19 protein-coding genes and 2 tRNA genes are annotated in these 20,821 nt (G+C 49.5%); 16 read left to right on the forward strand and 5 right to left on the reverse strand.

Annotated features, from left to right (window positions below):
* Position 1: 1 nt before the first annotated feature.
* On the reverse strand, positions 2 to 562 hold the full coding sequence (locus ACFR81_RS08240; protein WP_343875053.1) for a DNA-3-methyladenine glycosylase I: 561 nt from the start codon (positions 560 to 562) through the stop codon (positions 2 to 4).
* A gap of 214 nt (positions 563 to 776) precedes the next feature.
* Between ACFR81_RS08240 and ACFR81_RS08245 the strand changes: the two genes are divergently transcribed.
* Complete coding sequence (locus tag ACFR81_RS08245) at positions 777 to 1,325, forward strand: single-stranded DNA-binding protein (protein ID WP_068170081.1); 549 nt, start codon at positions 777 to 779, stop codon at positions 1,323 to 1,325.
* Between the two features lie 153 nt (positions 1,326 to 1,478).
* Positions 1,479 to 3,158, forward strand: coding sequence for an energy-dependent translational throttle protein EttA (ettA, locus tag ACFR81_RS08250; protein ID WP_068170078.1), 1,680 nt, complete (start codon positions 1,479 to 1,481; stop codon positions 3,156 to 3,158).
* A gap of 87 nt (positions 3,159 to 3,245) precedes the next feature.
* Here ettA and ACFR81_RS08255 read toward each other — a convergent pair whose 3' ends face one another.
* A complete protein-coding gene (locus ACFR81_RS08255; protein ID WP_190618472.1) occupies positions 3,246 to 4,184 on the reverse strand; it encodes an acyl-CoA thioesterase in 939 nt (312 codons plus the stop codon).
* 71 nt (positions 4,185 to 4,255) lie between these two features.
* On the opposite strand from ACFR81_RS08255, the gene ACFR81_RS08260 reads away from it, so the two are divergent.
* A complete protein-coding gene (locus tag ACFR81_RS08260; protein ID WP_343875045.1) occupies positions 4,256 to 4,966 on the forward strand; it encodes a DUF8185 domain-containing protein in 711 nt (236 codons plus the stop codon).
* A 2-nt stretch (positions 4,967 to 4,968) separates the two neighbouring features.
* On the opposite strand, the gene ACFR81_RS08265 is transcribed toward ACFR81_RS08260, so the two are convergent.
* Entirely contained in the window at positions 4,969 to 5,391 is a 423-nt protein-coding gene (locus ACFR81_RS08265; RefSeq protein ID WP_343875043.1) for a globin, read from the reverse strand.
* A 104-nt stretch (positions 5,392 to 5,495) separates the two neighbouring features.
* Complete coding sequence (pepN, locus tag ACFR81_RS08270) at positions 5,496 to 8,033, reverse strand: aminopeptidase N (RefSeq protein WP_343875041.1); 2,538 nt, start codon at positions 8,031 to 8,033, stop codon at positions 5,496 to 5,498.
* A 207-nt stretch (positions 8,034 to 8,240) separates the two neighbouring features.
* Here pepN and ACFR81_RS08275 point away from each other — a divergent pair, with 207 nt between their 5' ends.
* The 13 genes from ACFR81_RS08275 to ACFR81_RS08335 all read left to right on the forward strand — a co-directional run bounded on the left by ACFR81_RS08275 (position 8,241) and on the right by ACFR81_RS08335 (position 19,286).
* On the forward strand, positions 8,241 to 8,741 hold the full coding sequence (locus ACFR81_RS08275) for a ribose-5-phosphate isomerase (RefSeq protein ID WP_068170062.1): 501 nt from the start codon (positions 8,241 to 8,243) through the stop codon (positions 8,739 to 8,741).
* Entirely contained in the window at positions 8,741 to 9,628 is an 888-nt protein-coding gene (locus ACFR81_RS08280) for an Fpg/Nei family DNA glycosylase (protein ID WP_145176173.1), read from the forward strand. The genes ACFR81_RS08275 and ACFR81_RS08280 overlap by 1 nt, the downstream gene beginning before the upstream one ends.
* Positions 9,629 to 9,743: 115 nt before the next feature.
* Positions 9,744 to 9,814: transfer RNA gene (locus ACFR81_RS08285), tRNA-Gly, on the forward strand.
* A gap of 174 nt (positions 9,815 to 9,988) precedes the next feature.
* Positions 9,989 to 10,063: transfer RNA gene (locus ACFR81_RS08290), tRNA-Pro, on the forward strand.
* Positions 10,064 to 10,186: 123 nt separating this feature from the next.
* Positions 10,187 to 11,500 (forward strand): trigger factor, encoded by a 1,314-nt coding sequence (gene tig / locus ACFR81_RS08295; protein WP_068170056.1) that lies wholly within the window; start codon positions 10,187 to 10,189, stop codon positions 11,498 to 11,500.
* A 185-nt stretch (positions 11,501 to 11,685) separates the two neighbouring features.
* Positions 11,686 to 12,699, forward strand: a complete 1,014-nt coding sequence (locus ACFR81_RS08300; protein ID WP_068170052.1) for a siderophore ABC transporter substrate-binding protein — start codon at positions 11,686 to 11,688, stop codon at positions 12,697 to 12,699.
* 74 nt (positions 12,700 to 12,773) lie between these two features.
* Positions 12,774 to 13,769, forward strand: a complete 996-nt coding sequence (locus ACFR81_RS08305; RefSeq protein ID WP_145176156.1) for an iron chelate uptake ABC transporter family permease subunit — start codon at positions 12,774 to 12,776, stop codon at positions 13,767 to 13,769.
* A gap of 70 nt (positions 13,770 to 13,839) precedes the next feature.
* Positions 13,840 to 14,835, forward strand: coding sequence for an iron chelate uptake ABC transporter family permease subunit (locus ACFR81_RS08310; RefSeq protein ID WP_233125982.1), 996 nt, complete (start codon positions 13,840 to 13,842; stop codon positions 14,833 to 14,835).
* Positions 14,832 to 15,587: an iron ABC transporter ATP-binding protein gene (locus tag ACFR81_RS08315; RefSeq protein ID WP_068170044.1), complete on the forward strand. Its 756-nt coding sequence runs from the start codon at positions 14,832 to 14,834 to the stop codon at positions 15,585 to 15,587. Before ACFR81_RS08310 ends, ACFR81_RS08315 begins: the two co-directional genes overlap by 4 nt.
* Before the next feature lie 191 nt (positions 15,588 to 15,778).
* Positions 15,779 to 16,393 (forward strand): ClpP family protease, encoded by a 615-nt coding sequence (locus tag ACFR81_RS08320; protein ID WP_369796757.1) that lies wholly within the window; start codon positions 15,779 to 15,781, stop codon positions 16,391 to 16,393.
* A 32-nt stretch (positions 16,394 to 16,425) separates the two neighbouring features.
* A complete protein-coding gene (locus ACFR81_RS08325) occupies positions 16,426 to 17,103 on the forward strand; it encodes an ATP-dependent Clp protease proteolytic subunit (RefSeq protein WP_068170039.1) in 678 nt (225 codons plus the stop codon).
* A 215-nt stretch (positions 17,104 to 17,318) separates the two neighbouring features.
* Positions 17,319 to 18,605: an ATP-dependent Clp protease ATP-binding subunit ClpX gene (gene clpX / locus ACFR81_RS08330; protein WP_190618489.1), complete on the forward strand. Its 1,287-nt coding sequence runs from the start codon at positions 17,319 to 17,321 to the stop codon at positions 18,603 to 18,605.
* A 54-nt stretch (positions 18,606 to 18,659) separates the two neighbouring features.
* Complete coding sequence (locus tag ACFR81_RS08335) at positions 18,660 to 19,286, forward strand: mycothiol-dependent nitroreductase Rv2466c family protein (protein ID WP_145176148.1); 627 nt, start codon at positions 18,660 to 18,662, stop codon at positions 19,284 to 19,286.
* Positions 19,287 to 19,340: 54 nt separating this feature from the next.
* On the opposite strand, the gene ACFR81_RS08340 is transcribed toward ACFR81_RS08335, so the two are convergent.
* Positions 19,341 to 20,750, reverse strand: a complete 1,410-nt coding sequence (locus tag ACFR81_RS08340) for an LssY C-terminal domain-containing protein (RefSeq protein WP_151144682.1) — start codon at positions 20,748 to 20,750, stop codon at positions 19,341 to 19,343.
* Between the last annotated feature and the right edge of the window lie 71 nt (positions 20,751 to 20,821).

A 20,821-nucleotide genomic window follows, 5' to 3' on the forward strand; every position in this document is an offset into this window, starting at 1 on the left:
GCTAGTTTTCTTCAATGACTTGAATGAGACCGAGTGCTTGGGCAGCTGAACAAAGCACTGTCGGCCCCCAAAATTTTATTCCGAGCCCTGTCAATTCTTTAGCTAATTCTATGGATTCTTCACAATATTGTGGCAAGGATTCGTAATCTGAGACGGTGGGATAGTTCTCAAACGCATCTATGAAAATTTGTGCAAGATTAATTTCATACTTAACAACTATCTGCGCATTATTTCTGCACGCCCTGAATTTTTGTAGGTTTCTAATGACGGCGGGATCCGTGCAGATTTTTATCAAATCTTCATCGGTGAGATTCGCAAGAGCGTCTAAGTCAAAGTTGCACAGCGCAGTAGCGATTGCTGACCGATGCTTGAGGACGGTTTCAAAACCTAACCCCACTTGAAAAGTGAGAAGGCACAGTTGTTCAAAAACTTCTTCTTGAACGAGGGACACCTGCGACCATTCTTTACGGTAGTAGGTTTCGGTTAGTTCGCCGCGAACCCACCGGGGACGAGCCAGCGAGGGTGCATATTTATGAGTTTGTTGCGGGTGGATTTCAATCATGGCACCACGATAAGCCTGGAAAGGCGCCGGGAGCGAGGAAAAATTCTAGCTGTGGATAACCCGCTTGTGGAAAGACACAGACTTTTCCACAAAACCAAAAATTCAGATAAATAAGGGAAGATATCCACAGGTTTACGACTCCTCACCCGGCACGAAAACCCGCGATGAGCTCCAATGAGAGAACAAATTTTATTTTCACACTCAGGAGTAAACCATGACAGATATGATCACCATCCGCGGATTCGTAGCCACTACCCCTACGCTTAACAAACTGCCCTCAGGACTTCCTGTTGCAAACTTTCGAGTTGCGTCAACTCCTCGATGGTACGACGCGCAGCAGCAGGTGTGGCGCGAAGGAACCACGAATTGGTACACCATCAACTCCTACCGGGCGCTCGCCCAGCACGCCAATCGAAGTATTTTCGTCGGGCAGCCAGTGATTGTCACCGGCAGACTTAACGTCAAGCAGTGGAGCAACGACGACGGACGCAAGGGCACCACAGTTGAAATCGATGCATCAGCGATTGGCCATGACTTGAATCTAGGAACATCTTCTTTCAATCGTGCCATTCATCCTGATACACAGGGCGAAACTCAAAAGAGCTCTATCCCGGATACTTCAGAAAATGGGCAGCACAATGGTATCTCTTCAGAATCTGAAACTTTCCACCCATCAGAAAATGCTGGAGACAACGCACCAGATACACATGGTTTGGTAGAAGGAAATACCACAAATAACGAAGCAGTAACTGCCATGGTATAACAACCCTTCACCCCGGTGGACCCACCTCGCTCGATGAGGCGGGTCCGCACTGCACAGCCAATCTCTCTTCTCACTGCATCTATTTTTGTTCTCAAGAGGAGAGCAAACTACACGGGCGTGGAATATTTGACGGAACACGGTAGCCTTATAAATATGGCTGAATTTATTTATACGATGAGCAAAGCCCGCAAAACTGTGGGCGATAAAGTCATCCTCAATGACGTATCCATGTCATTCTTCCCCGGTGCCAAGATCGGTATGGTTGGCCCTAACGGTGCTGGTAAGTCAACCATCCTTAAAATCATGGCTGGACTTGACACTCCATCAAACGGTGAAGCGCGGCTATCACCCGGTTACAGCGTGGGAATCCTCCTTCAGGAGCCCCCGCTGAACGAAGAAAAAACTGTATTGGGCAACGTCGAAGAAGGCGTAGGCGAAATCAAGGGCAAACTTGATCGATACAACGAAATCTCTGAAGAGATGGCGAACCCCGAAGCTGACTTCGACGCGCTCATGGAAGAAATGGGAAAACTTCAAGAGGCTATCGACGCCGCCAATGCATGGGATCTCGATTCTCAGCTTGAGCAGGCAATGGAAGCACTTCGTTGCCCTCCTGCCGATAGCCCCGTTTCAAACCTCTCCGGTGGCGAGCGCCGTCGTGTGGCACTGTGCAAGCTCTTGCTGGAGAAACCCGACCTTCTTCTGCTCGATGAGCCCACCAACCACCTCGACGCTGAATCCGTTCTGTGGCTTGAGCAGCACCTGAAGTCCTACGAGGGCGCAGTTATTGCTGTAACCCACGACCGTTACTTCTTGGATCACGTCGCTGAATGGATTGCTGAAGTTGACCGCGGCAACCTCTACCCTTATGAAGGTAACTACTCCACCTACTTGGAGAAGAAGCGCGCCCGTCTTGAGGTTCAGGGTAAGAAGGACGCCAAGCTCGCTAAACGCCTTTCCGACGAACTCGATTGGGTTCGTTCGAATTCCAAGGGCCGTCAGACGAAGTCCAAGGCTCGTCTCGCACGCTACGAAGAGATGGCAGCAGAGGCTGAGAAGACTCGCAAGCTGGACTTCGAGGAAATCCAGATTCCTCCAGGACCTCGCTTGGGTAACGTCGTCATTGAAGCTGAGAACTTGCAGAAAGGCTTCGACGGTCGTTCCCTCATCAACGGTCTGTCCTTCTCGCTGCCTCGAAACGGCATCGTAGGTGTTATTGGTCCTAACGGCGTCGGTAAATCGACCCTTTTCAAGACCATCGTGGGCATGGAGGAGCTCGACGGCGGCGAACTCAAAATCGGCGATACCGTCAAGATTTCCTACGTGGATCAGAACCGAGCAAACATCGATTCTGAAAAGACCCTCTGGGAAGTAGTTTCTGACGGACTCGATTACATCCAGGTCGGGCAGGTAGAAATGCCCTCTCGAGCTTACGTCTCCGCCTTCGGCTTCAAAGGTCCAGATCAGCAGAAGAAGGCAGGAGTGCTCTCCGGTGGTGAGCGTAACCGCCTCAACCTAGCTCTCACTCTGAAACAGGGCGGCAACTTGTTGCTCTTGGACGAACCGACCAACGACCTCGACGTCGAAACCCTCGCATCGCTTGAAAACGCACTCCTGGAATTCCCCGGTTGCGCAGTCGTCGTATCACACGACCGCTGGTTCCTCGACCGAGTCGCCACCCATATCCTTGCGTGGGAAGGTACCGAAGAAAACCCCGATAACTGGTACTGGTACGAAGGTAACTTCGAATCCTACGAGGAAAACAAGGTAGAGCGATTGGGCCCTGAGGCAGCCAAGCCCAAGCGCGTGGTTCACCGCAAGCTCACCCGCTAATCGATTCTGAAACCACACCAAAAGCCCCATTGTTCACGCAGATCAATGGGGCTTTTGGGCATTCATTTAAGACCCGGGAAAACTTGACTAATCCTGGTAGGGAGCCGTAATATTCTCCCGGTATTCAGGCAAGCGAAGCATCGTTTCCTGCGCAACAGTAGCCACATGCACTCCTTCTGCCGTAAAAATCTTGCCTGTCGCTAACGAACGTGCATCCTGAGCACTGGGTGAATCCAGCACATACAGCAACCATTCATCAGCACGCGCCGGGCGGTGAAACCACACCGCGTGATCGAGGGAAGCAACCTTCATACCTTGCTCCAGCCAGTACTTGCCGTGCGCTCGCAGGCCAGGTTCAACAGGCACGTAATCTGAGGCGTAGGCGATTGCAGCTTGGTGGATGATGGGGTCATCACCTAGTGGAGCGAAAGCTTTGAACCAGATTGCTGTACTGGGTTTGCGCTCGGGATCTGCCGCGAGCCACAGCGGTGGCTCCACATGTCGGATGTCAAAGGGGCGTTCAAAGGCGATTGCCTGGGCAATGGGCAAAGGAACATGCCCGACGAGTTCAGCCACCGTGGGCAAAGATTCTGGATCGGGGATATTTTCAGGAGCGGGGGAGCTGTGCTCGGCACCTTGAGTATCAGTTTGATAGGAGGCAATGGCAGAAAAGATTTCTTCAGACGCCTGCGAGGCTTGAATGCGTCGGGTAGAAAATGATCTTCCGTCGTTAAGTTTCTTGACGTTAAAGGACAGTGGCTGGTCAACGTCTCCTGGCCGCACAAAGTATGCATGAATCGAGTGCATGGTGCGGTCTGCGGCAACTGACTGGGCCCCAGCAACAATTGCTTGGGCAAGGACCTGACCACCATAAATACGGCTGGATTCCCTGTTAAGCGTCATCGCTTCAAAGCTTTCGAAGCCGTCTTTAGATTCCTTTGGATTGAGTTGCAACATGCGGAGGAGGTCATCAACTGCCGGTACTCCAGCGGTCTTTTCTTCAATACGTTCTGTGCTATCGGACATGTTCTTACCTTCTCACAACGCGGTAATCTATTGAATGTACTTACCTTCTAATCTGCAGTAGAAAGGCAACCGTGGCAGAAAATTCATCTCAGAGCGGATTCCCTGACTCCCTACATCTAGGCGATGCCAGGACAGCAAAAGACCTAGCAACTTTTATTACCCGGATAAGATCCGTAGATTCTCAAGCTGCTGTACGGCTGACCGCTTCCGGCTCAGTTCTTGCCGCATTTGTAAGTACGCTATACCCCCAAACACTTTTAGATACCACCCCCACAGTGTTGGGAATGCGCGCCATGAGGCTTCAAACTCCTGCCCATGTGGACGTCGTCGTCGAAAGTTCTGTACTTCTGGATAGATTGGCTCGCATTGCCGAAGAAAATTATTTCCTCAAAATCCCGCCTGTAACTGTTTCTGCGCCGTGGAGCGGGACCACACCGCCCTTACAGGGGTGGGAAGAAAAAGGGGTCATTGACGCAGACGACCTTTTCACCGCCGCCAGTGAGGGCATGAAAGCCGTTGACGGAGCTCTTCCTCAAAATCCCGGACATGCAGTACTCGATACTGTTCGTTCGCGCATCTGGACTTCATCTCTAGAGCTAAAAGCAGAAAGCAACACGGTGTTGCTGCAAGAGGTTGAACTCCCCAGCGCGGTGGCTTTTACCGCCGTCGTGATGGGCTTTCTACCCCCAGTATTTGAAGGTACGTTACGCGTTTTTTGCAGTGGTGAGTGGGTAAGAATAACCGCGCCTGGGGGATATATTCTTTCAAAGCGGGGTAAATAGATTTACTCGGGATGATTGTGTGGGTGCTCTGCCGAGTACGCGCGGTTTTGCATTGCGTGCGCCGATCGTTCGAGGTAATCCCACAGCTCTGCCTCGTGCAACGGGGATAGATTCAACGTATCAACCGCCTCACGCATATAACCCAGCCACATATCCCGCTCTTTAGGACCAATTGCAAAAGGCATGTGTCGCATACGGAGCCTAGGGTGACCTCTTTCAATTTGGTATGTTTTCGGTCCACCCCAATATTGTTCGAGAAACATCCGCAAGCGGCGCTCTGCCGGTTCTAAATCTTCTTCGGGATACATTGCCTTGAATTCAGGGTCAGCGGCAACGCGCAGATAAAATTCCCGGCATAATTTCTCAAAGACGGGGGCGCCGCCTACTTGGGCGTAAAAACTGTGAGGGTTGATATTTTCACTCATGCAACCAGTGTAGGCGCTCTGAAAAAACTGCCCAATGACATTGATAAGAGACCGGGCATCGCTTCTTCGCAAAGAAACGATGTCCGGTTATTTTTGAATACATTCTAGATATCAGCTGTCTGAACCCTCAAGGCACGTTCTGCGCCATCTCGGGCTTCTGAAATCTGACGGGCTAATGAACCCGCATCTTCAGGCAAGGATGCCAGGAAGTTTTCGGTTTTCTCCAGCAACTCAGCAGAGTAATTGCGGGGATAAAGCCCCACGATGACCTGCTGGGAAATTTCATGACTGCGGTCGCGCCAGACCTTTTCCACAGAATCGAAATACCGATCTATGTAAGCATCGGTAAGCTCATTCTTATTTCCACTAAAGAAACCTGCAATTGCCGAGCGCTGAATAATGTTAGAAAGCTTATTGCTCTCTACGACGTCGTTCCATACGTTTTCTTTTGCTTGGGCGGTAGGGATTGAAGCCTTGGCAGTTGCAGCAGCCTGCTGGCCGTTCGAAGTATTGTCTTTCTCCAGCTCGGCGTCGATATCCTGCTCAGTACGCCGTCCGCCAGCTGCAAGAGAGGTAACGAGAGTCCAGCGCAAATCGGTATCGATCTCAAGACCCTCTAAAACGGTTTCTCCTGTGAGTAACGATTCCACCACATCTAGCTGTTCTTCGGTTTCCGCTAGGCGAGCGAAGGTGCGCACAAATTGTAGCTGGTTATCGGAGTCAGCTTTGGCCGCCTGTGTGATTTCCCAGAGTCGGTTGGCTGCCTCAATACGGGTTTTCTCAGCGGAGGCACGGGCAACGTAAGAACGTAAAGTCAGTTCCAGGTTAGCGAGTTGAACTCGAACAGCAGTGGAGTTCGTTTCTTCACCGATGTTGTTCAGCACCAAGTCGACGAAAGAGCGGGCCGGCATCTCTGCATCGCGGGTGGTATCCCAGAGCGAACCCCATACCACTCCTCGTGCTACTGGAGAATCGATCGCACCTAGATGCGATATAGCTGTTTCTCGGGATTTCTCATCCAAACGAATCTTGGCGTAGGCGAGATCTTCATCGTTAACCAGAATGAGATCAGGACGGCTCTTACCAGCTGCTTCTGTAACTTCGGTGCTTTCGCCGTCGATATCCAGCTCGAAGCGGTCGGTGCGAGTCAAAGTGCCATCTGTGAGATTATAGAAACCCACTACCAAGCGATGCGGTCGAAGCGTTTCATACCCATCGGCAAAACTCTGGCGGATCCTTAGCGAGGAAATTTTGTCCTCAGCTTCTTCGACCTCAGTGCTGAGAGTGTTGACGCCGGCTGTTTCTAGCCATTTCTTGGACCAGGTTTTGATATCTCGGCCGGATGTTACCTCAAGCTCCACTAAAAGGTCGGCCAGAACGGTGTTTTTAAAGGCGTGTTTGGTGAAATATTCGCTGAGTGCTGCCATGAAATTTTCTTGTCCGACCCAAGCCACCATTTGGCGAAGCACAGAAGCACCCTTGGCATATGTAATGCCATCAAAGTTGACCTGGACATCGTTCAAATCGCGGATTGGTGCGACGATGGGGTGGGTTGAAGAGAGCTGATCTTGGCGGTAAGCCCATGTCTTTTCAGATGCCGAGAACGTTGCCCATGCTTGAGAGGCAAAACGAGTGTTTTCTGCGGTGGCAAGCGTAGACATGAATTCAGCGAAAGATTCATTGAGCCACAAATCATTCCACCATTTCATGGTGACTAAATCGCCAAACCACATATGGGCTAGCTCGTGCAGAACGGTTACAGCGCGGCGCTCAATGAGAGCTTCTGTGGTTTTAGAGCGGAAAATATAATCTTCGAGGAAGGTCACGGCACCGGCATTTTCCATGGCGCCGGCATTAAATTCGGGAACGAAAAGTTGGTCGTATTTCTCAAAGGGATAAGGGGTTTTGAACTGTTCTTCATAGAACTCGAACCCCTGACGTGTAATGGTAAAGATTTCTTCAGAATCTAGATATTCCATGAGAGATTTGCGAGCGAAAATACCTAACGCGATGTCGCGTCCCTCTGAATTCGTCAGAGATGAGGTGACTTTTTCATATGGCCCCGCAATGAGAGCTGTGATGTAAGAAGAAATGCGGGGAGTTGGCTTGAACTTCCAGGTCTTTGAACCTTCAAGGGAATCTTGTGAAACTTCTGGTTGATTTGAGATTACTTCCCAATGGGCGGGTGCCTTGACGGTAAATTCAAATTCTGCCTTGAGGTCTGGTTGTTCGAAAACAGGGAATACGCGGCGAGAATCGGGAACCTCAAACTGTGAGTATAGGTAAACTTCGCTATCTACCGGATCAACGAATCGGTGCAAACCTTCGCCGGTATTGGTATAGAGAAAATCGGCATCGATTTTTAGCACGTTTTTCTTGGCAAGAGCAGGTAATTGGATCCGTACGCCATCAGCATGGGAAGTATCCAGGGACTCGCCGTTGAGTTCAATTGATCGCACTGAATCGGTAATTGCATCGATGAATGTGCTCTGACCTTCCACCGCATCAAAAGTGATGACAGCTTGAACGGGAAAGACTTTTTCATCCGCAGTGAGATCAACGGTCACTGCGTAAGAATCAACGCGTGTAATGATGGATGCGCGTTCTTCAGCTTCAGCGCGCGTAAGGTTCATGCCGGGCATAAGGCACCTTTCTTCTTGAATCCTTGAAAGAGTGATTCACAACTTTAGAAGCACCCTAGGGCTCACATAGAATGTGAATAGCCCTTTCGAGCTTACTCTTGATAGTAGTGGGCTAACTCATATATTGAGAACTTTTGTCTGATTCATAACCCTTTTGTAGTAGCTAGTCATTCACTGAAGCCAAGAGTGGCAGAAAAGAGAACTAAGGTGCGAGTACACATTGCAACTGATCATGCCGGACTTGAAATGAGCCGGTACTTCATCGATGAACTCACCAAACTAGGCTATGAGATGGTAGATCATGGTCCTGCTGAATACGATGCTCTTGATGATTATCCCAGCTTTTGCATCAATGCAGCGCTGGCGGTTAAACACGATCGGGAGTCCGGTCTCGACTCGTTGGGCATTGTGCTCGGAGGATCAGGTAACGGTGAGCAGATGGCGGCGAACAAAGTTGAGGGAATCCGCGCGGCTCTGGCATGGAACCACGACACCGCAGCACTAGCGCGTGAACATAACAACGCTCAGGTTGTCGCTATTGGCGGACGCCAACATTCTCTTGAAGAGGCCCTGGAGATTATCAAGATTTTCCTTTCCACCCCATGGGCGGATGTCGAGCGTCATCAGCGACGCATCTCTCAGATAGAAGAATTTGAAAAAACGGGAGATATCTCGGGAAAAAATATTGAAAATTTTTCAGGACAGTAATGCCTGAAGGACATTCTATTCACCGACTTGCCCGACAATTCAATGATGTTTTTGCCGGGCAAGTTCTGCAACTTTCCAGCCCGCAAGGTCGGTTCGTAGATGGCGCTCAACTTCTCGACGGTCATCGTTTAGAAGAGGCTTTTGCCCACGGAAAGCACCTTTTTCTCCGATTTGATAATGATCTTTACCTCAACGTACATCTGGGTATTTACGGTGCCTGGAATTTTGGAGGGGATCAACAGTTCCGTGGAGCTTCATCCATCGGAGCGCCTCGAAAGGTAGGGGAATTTGAGCTTACAGAGGGCGCTGAGGTGGGGGAGTACAGCAGTCCACCACCACCCAAGCCGACTGTGCGCGTCCGTATCGTTTCTGCCCATGGATGGGCGGATTTAATTGGACCGACCGTGTGCCGCACGCTAACTGCTGATGAGAAGGAGATGGTGCGCGCTCAATTAGGGGCAGATCCGCTCGATGGTGATGCGAATCCCCATCAGTTCTTCTCTGCACTTTCAAAAACTGCCCGACCCATCGGCGTCGTCCTCATGGATCAAAAAATAATTTCTGGTATCGGAAATATCTTTCGCGCTGAGGTCTTGTACCGACAGCAGATTGACCCTTTTCGCCCGGCAAAATCGTTGAGTGTGGAAGAACGGCACGCTGTATGGGAAGATGCTCAAAAACTATTGCAAGTCGGTGTAGAGCTGGGGCGGATTGTTACCACTGAAGAGGATTACCGTCCGGGTATACCCTTGGCAGAAGCGTGGCCAGAACATGCCAACTATGTCTATCAGAGGCAAGGACAAGTATGCTTTCGTTGCGGAGAAATAATCCGGGTTCAGCAAGTTGCGGCGCGGAACCTTTTTTGGTGTCCTGGCTGCCAGAACTAAACCATATTGGACGCAATCTTCTCAAATAAAACAACAAAATTCAGCACCTGTGGTTTTTCGATTTGACAAGGTACCGGAAAATTGTGTTTACTGTATAAGTCCCATCCGGACAGATGGGGATGTAGCTTAATGGTAAAGCCTCAGTCTTCCAAACTGATTACGCGGGTTCGATTCCCGTCATCCCCTCTCAATAAAAGCTTCACCCGCGGGGAGTCGTAGGTCAGGCATTTTTATTGCCCACTCCATGAGGAATAATGAAGCGTGTTTCTGCAAGAAGCCACGCCGAATATTTTCTGATGGATCTAAAAGTGGGAAAATCCAAGAAATACCGCTAAACTTTTTAGTGCTTGCGGCATTTTGCGGGGTGTGGCGTAGCTTGGCTAACGCGCCTGCTTTGGGAGCAGGAGATCGCAGGTTCGAATCCTGTCACCCCGACATGAGTTAACAGAACCCGCCGCATATCACGGCGGGTTTTTGTTATTTCATAAGCCTAAAGATATTGAAATGCACACTCAACCGAGTTTGCGTCACCGACTATGTATCAGGAGACCCACGGACGTGAAAACTGCCGTCGAGAAGCTTAATCCGACCCTCGCAAAGATTGAGGTCGAGATTCCTTTCGCAGAATTCAAGACCTACCTTGATCGCACCTACAAGTCCCTAGCTGAGCAGATCCAGGTTCCTGGCTTCCGTAAGGGTAAGACCCCTCGTGCACTCATTGAACAGCGCGCAGGCTTTGATTTCATCGTTGAGAACGCACTGAATGAAGGACTCAACGAGTTCTACCAGCAGGCTCTTGCTGAAAATGATTTGACTCCTCTTGCACAGCCCGAGCTGGATATTATCTCCAAGCCCGAAGAAGATGCTCGTGAGAACGATGTCAAGCTCACTATTGAAGTTACTGTACGCCCCGAGGTTGAGGTACCTAACTACGAAGGCATCAAGGTTGAGGTAGCAGCAACTGAAGTTTCGGCTGAAGACGAGCAGAAGCAACTGGATGCACTGCGTTCACGTTTTGCTACTTTGAAGACCGTAGATCGTCCTGCAGCTAATGATGACTTTGTCACCATTAACCTCAACGCTTCTATCGATGGCGAAGAAGTTGACGCAGCGAACGACCTTTCTTACCAGGTTGGCGCAGGCACCATGCTTGAGGGTCTTGACGAGGCGCTCACCGGTCTTTCTGCCGGTGAAGATGCTACTTTCGAAACCAAGCTTGCAGGCGGCGAGCACTCCGGTGAAGAAGCAACTGTAAAGGTTGCCCTCACCGCAGTTAAGGAACGCGAACTTCCTGAAGCTGACGACGATTTTGCTCAGCTTGCCTCAGAGTTCGACACCATTGATGAACTCAAGGAAGACCTGAAGAAGCAGGCTGCTGATTCCAAGGTTGCAGAGCAGGGCGCAGAAGCACGCGATAAGGTTCTTGCAAAGCTCGTTGAGATGGCTGACATCGAAGTACCTGAGAAGGTTATCGAAGAGCAGATTAACCAGCACTTCAACAATCCCAGCGCTGAAGAAGGTCACGATACCGAAGAGCACCGCGCAGAAGTTCGTGAAAATGCTGAAACCGCATTCAAGAACGAGATGATTCTTGATGCGATTGCTGAGAAGGAAGAAATTGGTGTTGAGCAGGCTGAGCTCATCGACTACATCATCACCATGTCTTCTCAGTACGGTATGGATCCCAACCAGTTCGCACAGATGCTGGATGGCTCCGGTCAGGCTGGTTTGATGGTGGGCGAAGTACGCCGTTCCAAGGCTCTTGCAGCTGTCATCGAAAAGGCAGAGGTCAAGGATTCCGAGGGAAACATCGTGGATCTTTCAAAGTACCTGGGTGGAAACGAAGAAGCTAAAGAAGAATCAGCTGAGTAGTATCTAGCTCGAATACATCAAGGGAGGCTCCGAATGGAGTCTCCCTTTTTTGTGCCCAATAAATGGTAAAATAAATAAGAAATATAAGTATGTTCTAATTGAAGTTAGGTAAGGCTTAGTTTAGTGTGGAGAGCGACAAGTTTTTGTCCACATAAACATACACGCCAAAACTCAAAGGAATTTTCATGCGCAAGCCCACCCTAGCGATTACTTCTTTGGCCGCGACTGCCCTCCTTGCACTCACGGCATGCGGTGGAAATACAGCTTCTGAAACACAATCTGCAAGCGACTCCTCAGCAACGTCGTCCTCCGCTCAGTCAGAGCGCACTATCTCAGTTGAAGATAACTTTGGCACGCATGAACTTTCCTTACCGGTTGAAAACGTTGCTGTAACTGATAACCGTTCATTTGAAATCCTCCAGAATTGGGGAATCGAACCTGTTGCCGCACCGAAGTCTCTTATCCCTGCGACTCTTTCAGAGATGAAAAATAATGAGAACATCATTGATATCGGCACTCACCGCGAACCTGACCTCGAGGCGCTTGCAGCAGCCGAACCCAAACTCATTATTAATGGGCAACGTTTCTCCCAATACTATGAAGACATCAAAGAACTGAACCCCGAAGCGACCCTCCTCGAATTTGAGCCGCGTGAGGGAGAACCTCTTGACCAAGAACTTAAGCGACAAACGAAGGCTTTGGGAGAAATTTTTAACAAAGAAAAAGATGCCGAAAAACTTATTGCTGATTTCGATCAGGCGCTAGAGCGTGCAAAGAAGGCCTACAACCCTGAGCAGAAAGTCATGGCAATCAACGTTTCTGGCAGCGAAATTGGTTATGTTGCACCGGGCAAAGGGCGTTTCTTTGGTCCCCTCTATGATTTAGTGGGCATGACGCCGGCTATGGAAGTTGAGAACACCTCGGATAACCACAAGGGCGATGACATCAGCGTTGAAGCTATTGCTCAATCCAACCCTGACGTGATGCTTGTTCTCGATCGTGACGCGGCAATTTCTTCCGGAGAATCAGCAAAACCTGCTCAAGAAGTTATTGAGGGAAGCGATGCGCTAGCAAATGTCAAGGCTGTAAAAGACAAGAAAGTTATTCTCGCGCCTTCTGATACCTACACCAACGAAAATATTATTACCTATACAGAGATGCTGAACCAGATGGCTGATACCTTTGAGCAATCAAAATAACGAAAATATTTAGTGTCCATTATTTCCTATTGCTCACAGGTCGCTCTACCGGGAGCGGCCTGTGGAGGTAAAGATTGAATTCAACTGTAGCACTCACACCCAAGCCACGCACCAGCCGAGCGCCACTCTATACAGCAAAATTAGGGCTCGGCTGCTTGCTGGTTCTAATTCTGCTGGCGCTCTCCCTCCTCACCGGTGCCTTCGATATTTTTTCAGGGGAAGAGGGCAGAGAAATGTTTGCAATCAGCCGAGTCCCTCGAACCATTGCGCTAGTGCTTGCAGGAGCCGCGATGTCCATGTCCGGATTGGTCATGCAGCTGATTACTCAAAATCGCTTTGTGGAGCCTTCTACTACTGGTACAACTGAGTGGGCAGGTCTGGGATTGCTGACTGTCCTGTTTTTTTATCCTTCGGCGTCCATCTTGTTCAAGATGTCCGCTGCCGTGGCATTTGCTTTTATCGGTGCGATGATTTTCTTTCTCTTCTTGCGCCGAATTTCGCTCAAATCGTCCCTTATCGTCCCCATCGTAGGAATTATGTTGGGTGCAGTAGTGAGCTCTGTATCCACTTTCTTTGCTTTGCAGACAGATATGCTTCAGTCGCTGTCTGTTTGGTTCGCAGGATCATTTACCTCTATCTATCAGGGGCAATATGAAATCCTCTGGATGGTTCTGGGCGTTGTGATTGCCGTATTTATTTTGGCCGATCGTCTAACACTAGCGGGTCTGGGTGAAGAATTTTCTACCAACGTGGGGGTGAATTACCGACGAATGGTACTGATTGCAACTGCCCTCATAGCGATTGCCACCGGTGTAGTGACCGTGGTGGTGGGGTCCCTTCCTTTTCTGGGATTGATTGTGCCAAATATCGTGAGTATGTTCCGCGGGGATGATCTGCGGAGTAATCTCCCATGGGTGTGCCTGGGCGGAATCGCTGTGGTAACACTGTGTGATATTCTCGCCCGCATTATCATTGCCCCCTTCGAAATGCCTGTTTCTGTGATTTTAGGTGTTTTGGGAGCTACCGTCTTTGTAGGGCTGGTTGTGAAAGGTGGAGCAAATGCGCGATGAGAGGACGGACGCTGGGCAAGTGCTGTTAACGCATGACTCCGTAGCATCAAAGTCACAAAGCAAGACTCGAATGAGCGGATCATTTCGCACGTCATCTGACCGTACGAAGTATTGGATTTTGATGGGGGTTCTCTTAGCAGGTAGTTTGCTGGCTACCTTCGGTTTACTTGCTTACGACAATCCCATGCCTTTTGGCACACGTCGTTTTTGGATTATTGCTCAGCGACGGGCCGATGCCGTTACCGCCATGGGAATTGTGGCATTATGCCAGGCTGTTTCAACTATTGCTTTTCAGACGGTGGCGAACAATAAAATCATTACCCCGGGAATCATGGGGTTTCAATCGCTCTATGCAGCCATTCATACGTCAACCATCTTTTTCTTTGGTGCCACAGGGCTCCTCAACGCACGCACCTTTGAAATGTTTCTCTTTCAGATACTGGTCATGGTGGGATTCAGCTTTTTGCTTTACGGTTGGTTACTGCGAGGAAAGAATGCCAATATGCATTCCATGCTCTTGGTGGGAATTATTCTAGGCGGAGGACTGGGGTCGCTCTCTACTTTTATGCAGCGCATGCTGACCCCCAGCGAGTTCGATATTTTGACAGCGCGTCTTTTCGGCTCGGTCAATAATGCGGAAGCAGAATACTATCCGGTTGCGGTACCGCTGGTCGTGGGCTCTGCGCTAATTCTTTTCTTCCTTTCGAAGAAGCTGAATGTCATTTCTCTGGGCAGGGAAACTGCAGAGAACTTGGGCGTAACTTTTTCTCGCATCGCCCTTACCGTGCTGGTGCTGGTTGCCGTGCTTTCTGCAGTATCGACGGCGCTGGTGGGTCCCATGATTTTTTTGGGTTTCTTGGTGGCTATGTTGACCTATCAGAGCGCGCCTACTTACGACCATAAGTACCTTTTTCCGCTGGCAAGTTTGCTAGCCTACTTGGTGCTTACCCTCTCGTATTTTCTGATGAATCATATTTTTTCTGCCCAGGGTGTAGTCAGTATAATCATTGAATTTGTGGGGGCAGTGGTCTTCTTAACAATTATTTTGCGAAAGGGAGCATTGTGATAACTCTGAAGGATGTCAACAAAAACTACTCCTCGGAGGTGTCCATTGGTCCTGTAGATTTAGAAATTCCGCGCGGTGGGATTACAGCTTTAGTAGGACCAAATGGCGCTGGTAAATCGACGCTGCTCACTATGATGGGGCGGCTACTGGGGATTGATCAGGGTGCCATCGAAATCGCAGGAATGGATATTACGACAACGAAGTCAAAAGACCTTGCCAAGATTGTTTCGATTCTTAAGCAAGAAAATCATTTTATGACCAAGCTGACGGTGCGGCAGCTGGTGGGGTTTGGTAGGTTCCCGCATTCGAAAGGTCGGTTAACCGCTGAAGATGAGGAAATCATTTCCCGGTATATAGATTTTTTGCACCTAGCAGAACTTGAATCTCGCTATCTTGATGAACTCTCTGGCGGGCAACGTCAAAGGGCTTACGTTGCTATGGTGCTTGCCCAGGAAACAGAGTATGTGTTGTTGGATGAACCTCTGAATAACCTTGATATTTCGCACTCTGTTCATATGATGCAACATCTCAAGGACGCCGCAGAACAATTCAACCGTACGATCATTGTGGTGTTGCACGATATCAATTACGCTGCCCGCTACGCCCGGTACATGTGTGCTATGAAGAATGGAAAAGTCATTCATATGGGCCGCACCGAAGAGCTGATGAACAATCAGATTTTGACTGATATTTTTGAAACACCTATCGAAGTCATTTCAACGCCTCAAGGTCTTCTTGCGTGCTATCACTAAAAGTGCGTGCTTCTGCAAGCCAGGGCATCGGAATAGTTAAGCTCTAGGCCGGTTGCGTGTGCCAACAGCGAACTGTTTTCCTATGGCAAGCAGGTTTCGATAATCTTCTATTAACCAAAATTTTCAATGCCTCGTTGTAATAACGAGGCGTTAGAGAAAAGGAAGAAGTATTAATGACTAACATTTTGCCTATGCCGCAGTTCTCCGCAGGCTCAGAACCCACCATGGAAACACCTATGGGCGGTCAGGACGACTACGTCTTCAACCGTTTGCTCAAAGAGCGCATCATTTGGTTGGGTTCGGAAGTACGTGATTCAAATGCTAACCGCATCTGCTCACAGATGCTTCTTCTTTCTGCTGAGGATCCAGAAGCTGATATCTACCTCTACATCAACTCACCCGGTGGTTCAGTCACTGCAGGTATGGCAATTTACGACACCATGCAGTTGATTCCTAATGACGTCGTAACCGTCGTTACCGGTATGGCAGCATCCATGGGGCAGTTCCTGCTGACCGCAGGCACCAAGGGCAAGCGCTTTGCAACTCCCAACGCACGAATTCTCATGCACCAGCCTTCCGGTGGTATCGGTGGTACCGCATCTGATATCCGCACCCAGGCTGAGCTGATTCTTGATATGAAGAAGCGTCTTTCGCAGATTACTGCTGATCGCACCGGTCAGAGCTTAGAAACCATCCTCAAAGATAACGATCGCGATAACTGGTTTACCGCTGAAGAAGGATTGGAATACGGATTCTTCGATCACATCGCAACCAGCGCCGGTTCAAAGCTTTCGGACAATAAGTAATCGCGGATCCACGTTTTTAGGAGATATAACTTATGAATTTCAATCCTTCAATGATGGCTCCTGCAGGTATGCCAGATAGCCGTTACGTTTTGCCCAGCTTTGAAGAGCGCACTCCTTACGGCTACAAGCGCCAAGATCCTTACGCCAAGTTGTTTGAGGATCGCATTATTTTCTTGGGTACTCAGGTAGATGACGCCTCTGCAGACGACATTATGGCGCAGTTGCTCGTTCTTGAATCCCAGGATCCTGATCGTGATATTACGCTGTACATCAATTCACCCGGTGGTTCATTCACCGCGATGACAGCAATCTACGACACGATGCAGTACATCCGCCCTGAAATTCAGACGGTCTGCTTGGGTCAGGCGGCGTCTGCTGCAGCTACCCTGTTGGCAGCAGGAACTCCCGGTAAACGATTGGCTCTTCCAAACGCCCGCGTCCTCATTCACCAGCCTGCGCTCGGTGGTCAGCAGGGTGGACAGGCATCCGACATCGAAATCCACGCTAATGAAGTGATGCGCATGCGTGATTGGACGGCGCAGACTCTTGCTCTGCATTCGGGTAAAACCGCTGAGGAAGTTGACCGCGACATCGAGCGTGACAAGATTATGACCGCTCAGCAGGCTTTAGAATACGGTCTGGTGGATCAGGTTCTTGAATCACGCAAGGCTGTGAAGCCAAAGTTTAACCAGGCAGAAGATTTTAGCTAATCACTGCTGGTTAGAAATAGGGGGTGCTACTGGTCAAACGAACAGTAGCGCCCCTATTTTATTTCGCCGATATTGAAGGCGCTTAACACGCAGCATCGGAAACGTCATCTTGTCATTTTGAGATAAAGTGCGAGATATGTAAAAGACGAGTTTGGCTTGGCTCAAATTACAGGTAGCCTTGGATTAGATTCGGTCGTATTGAAAGGACAAACAGCATGGCGAGAATGAGCGAAGCTGCTGAACTTCTCAAATGCTCTTTCTGCGGGAAGAATCAGAAACAGGTTCGCAAGCTCATTGCCGGTCCAAATATCTATATTTGTGATGAGTGTATTGAACTCTGCAACGAAATCCTGGATGAAGAACTAGCCGACGTTAAAGATCTTTCGAGCACGCTCGAACTACCTACCCCTCGCGAGGTTTTTGCGCATCTCGAAGAGTACGTCATTGGGCAAGAACAAGCTAAACGTGCGCTCTCTGTAGCTGTTTATAATCACTATAAGCGAATTCGTGCAGCAGAGTCGGCTGTCAGCGATGCTCAAACACTTTTGGCAACCGAGGGCGAAGACGTTGAAATTGCCAAATCGAATATTCTTCTGGTGGGCCCCACCGGTTCTGGTAAAACTTACCTGGCCCAAACCCTAGCTAAAAAGTTGAATGTGCCTTTCGCCGTCGCTGATGCTACCTCTTTGACCGAAGCAGGTTATGTGGGGGAGGACGTGGAGAATATCCTCTTGAAGCTTATTCAAGCTGCAGATGGAGATATCGAAAAAGCGCAGCGTGGCATCATCTATATTGACGAAATTGATAAGATTTCCCGCAAAGCTGATAACCCCTCTATTACGCGAGATGTATCAGGGGAGGGCGTTCAACAGGCTCTCTTAAAAATTCTTGAAGGAACAGAAGCCTCAGTTCCACCGCAGGGCGGCCGCAAGCATCCGCAGCAGGACTTCATCAAAATTGATACAACGAACGTGCTTTTCATCGTTGCCGGAGCCTTCGCTGGTTTAGAAGAAATCGTGGGGAACCGGGTGGGGCAAAAAGGGATTGGTTTCGGTGCGCCCATTCAGATTGCTGATGAGAGCGACGACTTCATGCTCAAAGTCATGCCTGAAGATCTTTTGAAATTTGGTTTGATTCCCGAATTTATTGGGCGTTTACCTGTTTTGGCTGCTTTAGGAAAGCTGCGCCAGGAAGAACTTACCCGTATTTTGACCGAGCCGAAAAATGCTTTGGTGAAGCAGTACCGCCGTATGTTTGCTCTCGATAATGTTGATTTAATTTTTGAAGATCAGGCGATTGAGGCAATTGCACGGCTGGCTATTGAGCGTGAAACGGGGGCGCGAGGTTTGCGTTCAATCATGGAGGATTTGCTTCAACCGGTCATGTTCGATGTACCCTCACGGTCAGATATTTCTGCCGTTATCATTGACGCCGATGTAGTGGCGGGGAATAAAACACCCGAACTGGTGTTCTTCCCTGAAGAGACAAAAAAATCTGCCTAAAGCTTGAGCTTCTGCTCATCTAAGGTGCTATGAATTCTATCGATGGAGGAAAGAATGTCTGAAACTTCAAAAATTGATTTTTGGTTTGATCCTATCTGCCCCTGGTGCTGGATGACCTCACGCTGGATTAAAGACGTTGAAAAAGTTCGCGACGTTGAGGTTCAGTGGCATCCATTTTCTCTCGCGGTACTCAATGAAGGTCGCGATTTGCCCGAAAGCTACCAGAAGCATATGGATGAGGCATGGGGCCCTGTTCGCGTAGCTACTGCTGTTTCTGAACGCTATGGTCAGTCTGAGGTAGATGCGCTTTACACTGCCTTGGGCGAAGAGATTCACCACCGCAAGAATAATGACAACAAGTATTCTGACGCTATTGAAAAAGCACTAGCGGCAACTGGACTTCCTGCAGAGCTTGCTGAATTCGCTACTTCTGGTGAATCAGATGAGCGGATGCGAACTTCAACTAAGGAAGGTCTAGAAGCAGCCGGTGGTGACGATATCGGCGTCCCACTCATGTCCATCAACGGCGTCACCTTCTTCGGTCCGGTCATGAGCCCTGCTCCTACCGGTGAAGAAGCAGGTAAGGTGTTTGACGGCGCTCTCGCTTTGGCATCCTACCCTGGCTTCTTTGAGTTGAAGCGCCCTCGCAATGTAGGCCCAATCTTTAACACTGAACAGTAACAACTGTAGAGATAATTCTGGGCGGTCAGTTTAGCTGACCGCCCAGAATTATCTTTATTTGAGATCCGATTTGGAGAGCCATGGCGTTTTGAGCGTCTTGGCTTTTTCTGTATAACGGCGTGCTTGGTCTGAGGTGTAGGCGAGCATCGCAAAGACCAAGATGGTCATTTGACCGAGGATTGTGATGAGCTCAAGGTGCTTGCCCCAGACGTAGGTTCGAAAGAGCAAAACGAGAAAAGCAAAGGCCAACAAGTCGAGGGTGAAGAGACGAGCTCGGGAGGACCCTTTGAGCAAACGCCAAGCAAGAAACCATAGCATAGCAACGAAGAGAACGACGCCGTAGGGGAGAAAGCTCTCAAAGGTTTCGATAAACTTCTCGCCGCCTAGATAATCAACAATCTGCTGCAGTGTAGGTTCTGAAGAGACCATCTCTTGAATATCTAAGGGATTGCGTAGCCGGTAGAGGAGTTGCACACCTTGGACAAGCCCCCACAGTGCGACCATCACTGAACCTACCAAGAGGTTCATGGGAAGTTTACGGGCGATGTCACTGGCAGAGTGAAGATTGATGCGGTCATCACGCACCGACCTATGTTTAGGTTGGTTGTGAAGCTGCACAATGGGTAAGTTACCGTCGGTGACGATATTGTCGCCCCCGCCATTACGCGAGTGATAACCGGTTGAAAAATCTTCAATCACCTGAACGTCAGTTCCAGGAGCTACATACTGGATGGTGTCCAGAATGTAGTCGCGTTCGTAGTCCGTCTCGGCGTCGATACGGTGCGTGATTTGAAGAGTGAAGAAAGAAAATCCGACACCGGTGTCGTAGGTGGCGGCGGCAATCCAATCAACTTTTTGCCCACCGGGAAGAACCCACCCTTCCGGTGATTTCCAAAATCGTACGTGATGGCGTTTGAGCGGATTTCCATCCACTTCCAACTGATATGCAAAGGCTTGGATATTTCCAAAGAGTTGCAAAGGAGAAATAGGAGCTTCGGGATAGGACTTTCTGGTGAGGGTCGACTTAACGATGCCCCAGGATGACTTCAGCGTAATATCGTCGGCACGGGACCAACCTGCTTGGGTCATGACCTCATGAATTTGTTCAGCTGTTCCTCGGAAGCCAAGGTTGATGGGATCGCCCAACAGGCCGTCGTTGGTTCGGGTTCGCCCAATAAAGTATTCAGGCACATAAATGCGTGTAAAAATGGCATGCAGACGGGGGAGCGTGAGATAGGCAGTAAAGGCCCAGAAGAGAAAGAGTAAAGCTAAATTCAGCCAGGAGTTTTGCAACCCTTGCTGAAAAATAAGGAGGGTCAGCACCGAGGCGGCGAGCCCTGCAAAGACAAAGAAGATACTGTCCGTGGCACCTGCAGTGAAACGGGTTTTGGGTATGAGGTGGTATTTGCGTCGCTTTTTGCGGGCAGTTTCCCCACGGTAGACCGGCACCTCAGGCGTGTTCATCTATATCCTCACTTAATACGCAAAAGGGTCGCCCGTAGAGATGACGGGCGACCCACGCTGTGACTAGCGCA

The sequence above is a fragment of the Rothia amarae genome (assembly GCF_042677725.1).
Classification (GTDB): Bacteria; Actinomycetota; Actinomycetes; order Actinomycetales; family Micrococcaceae; genus Rothia; species Rothia amarae.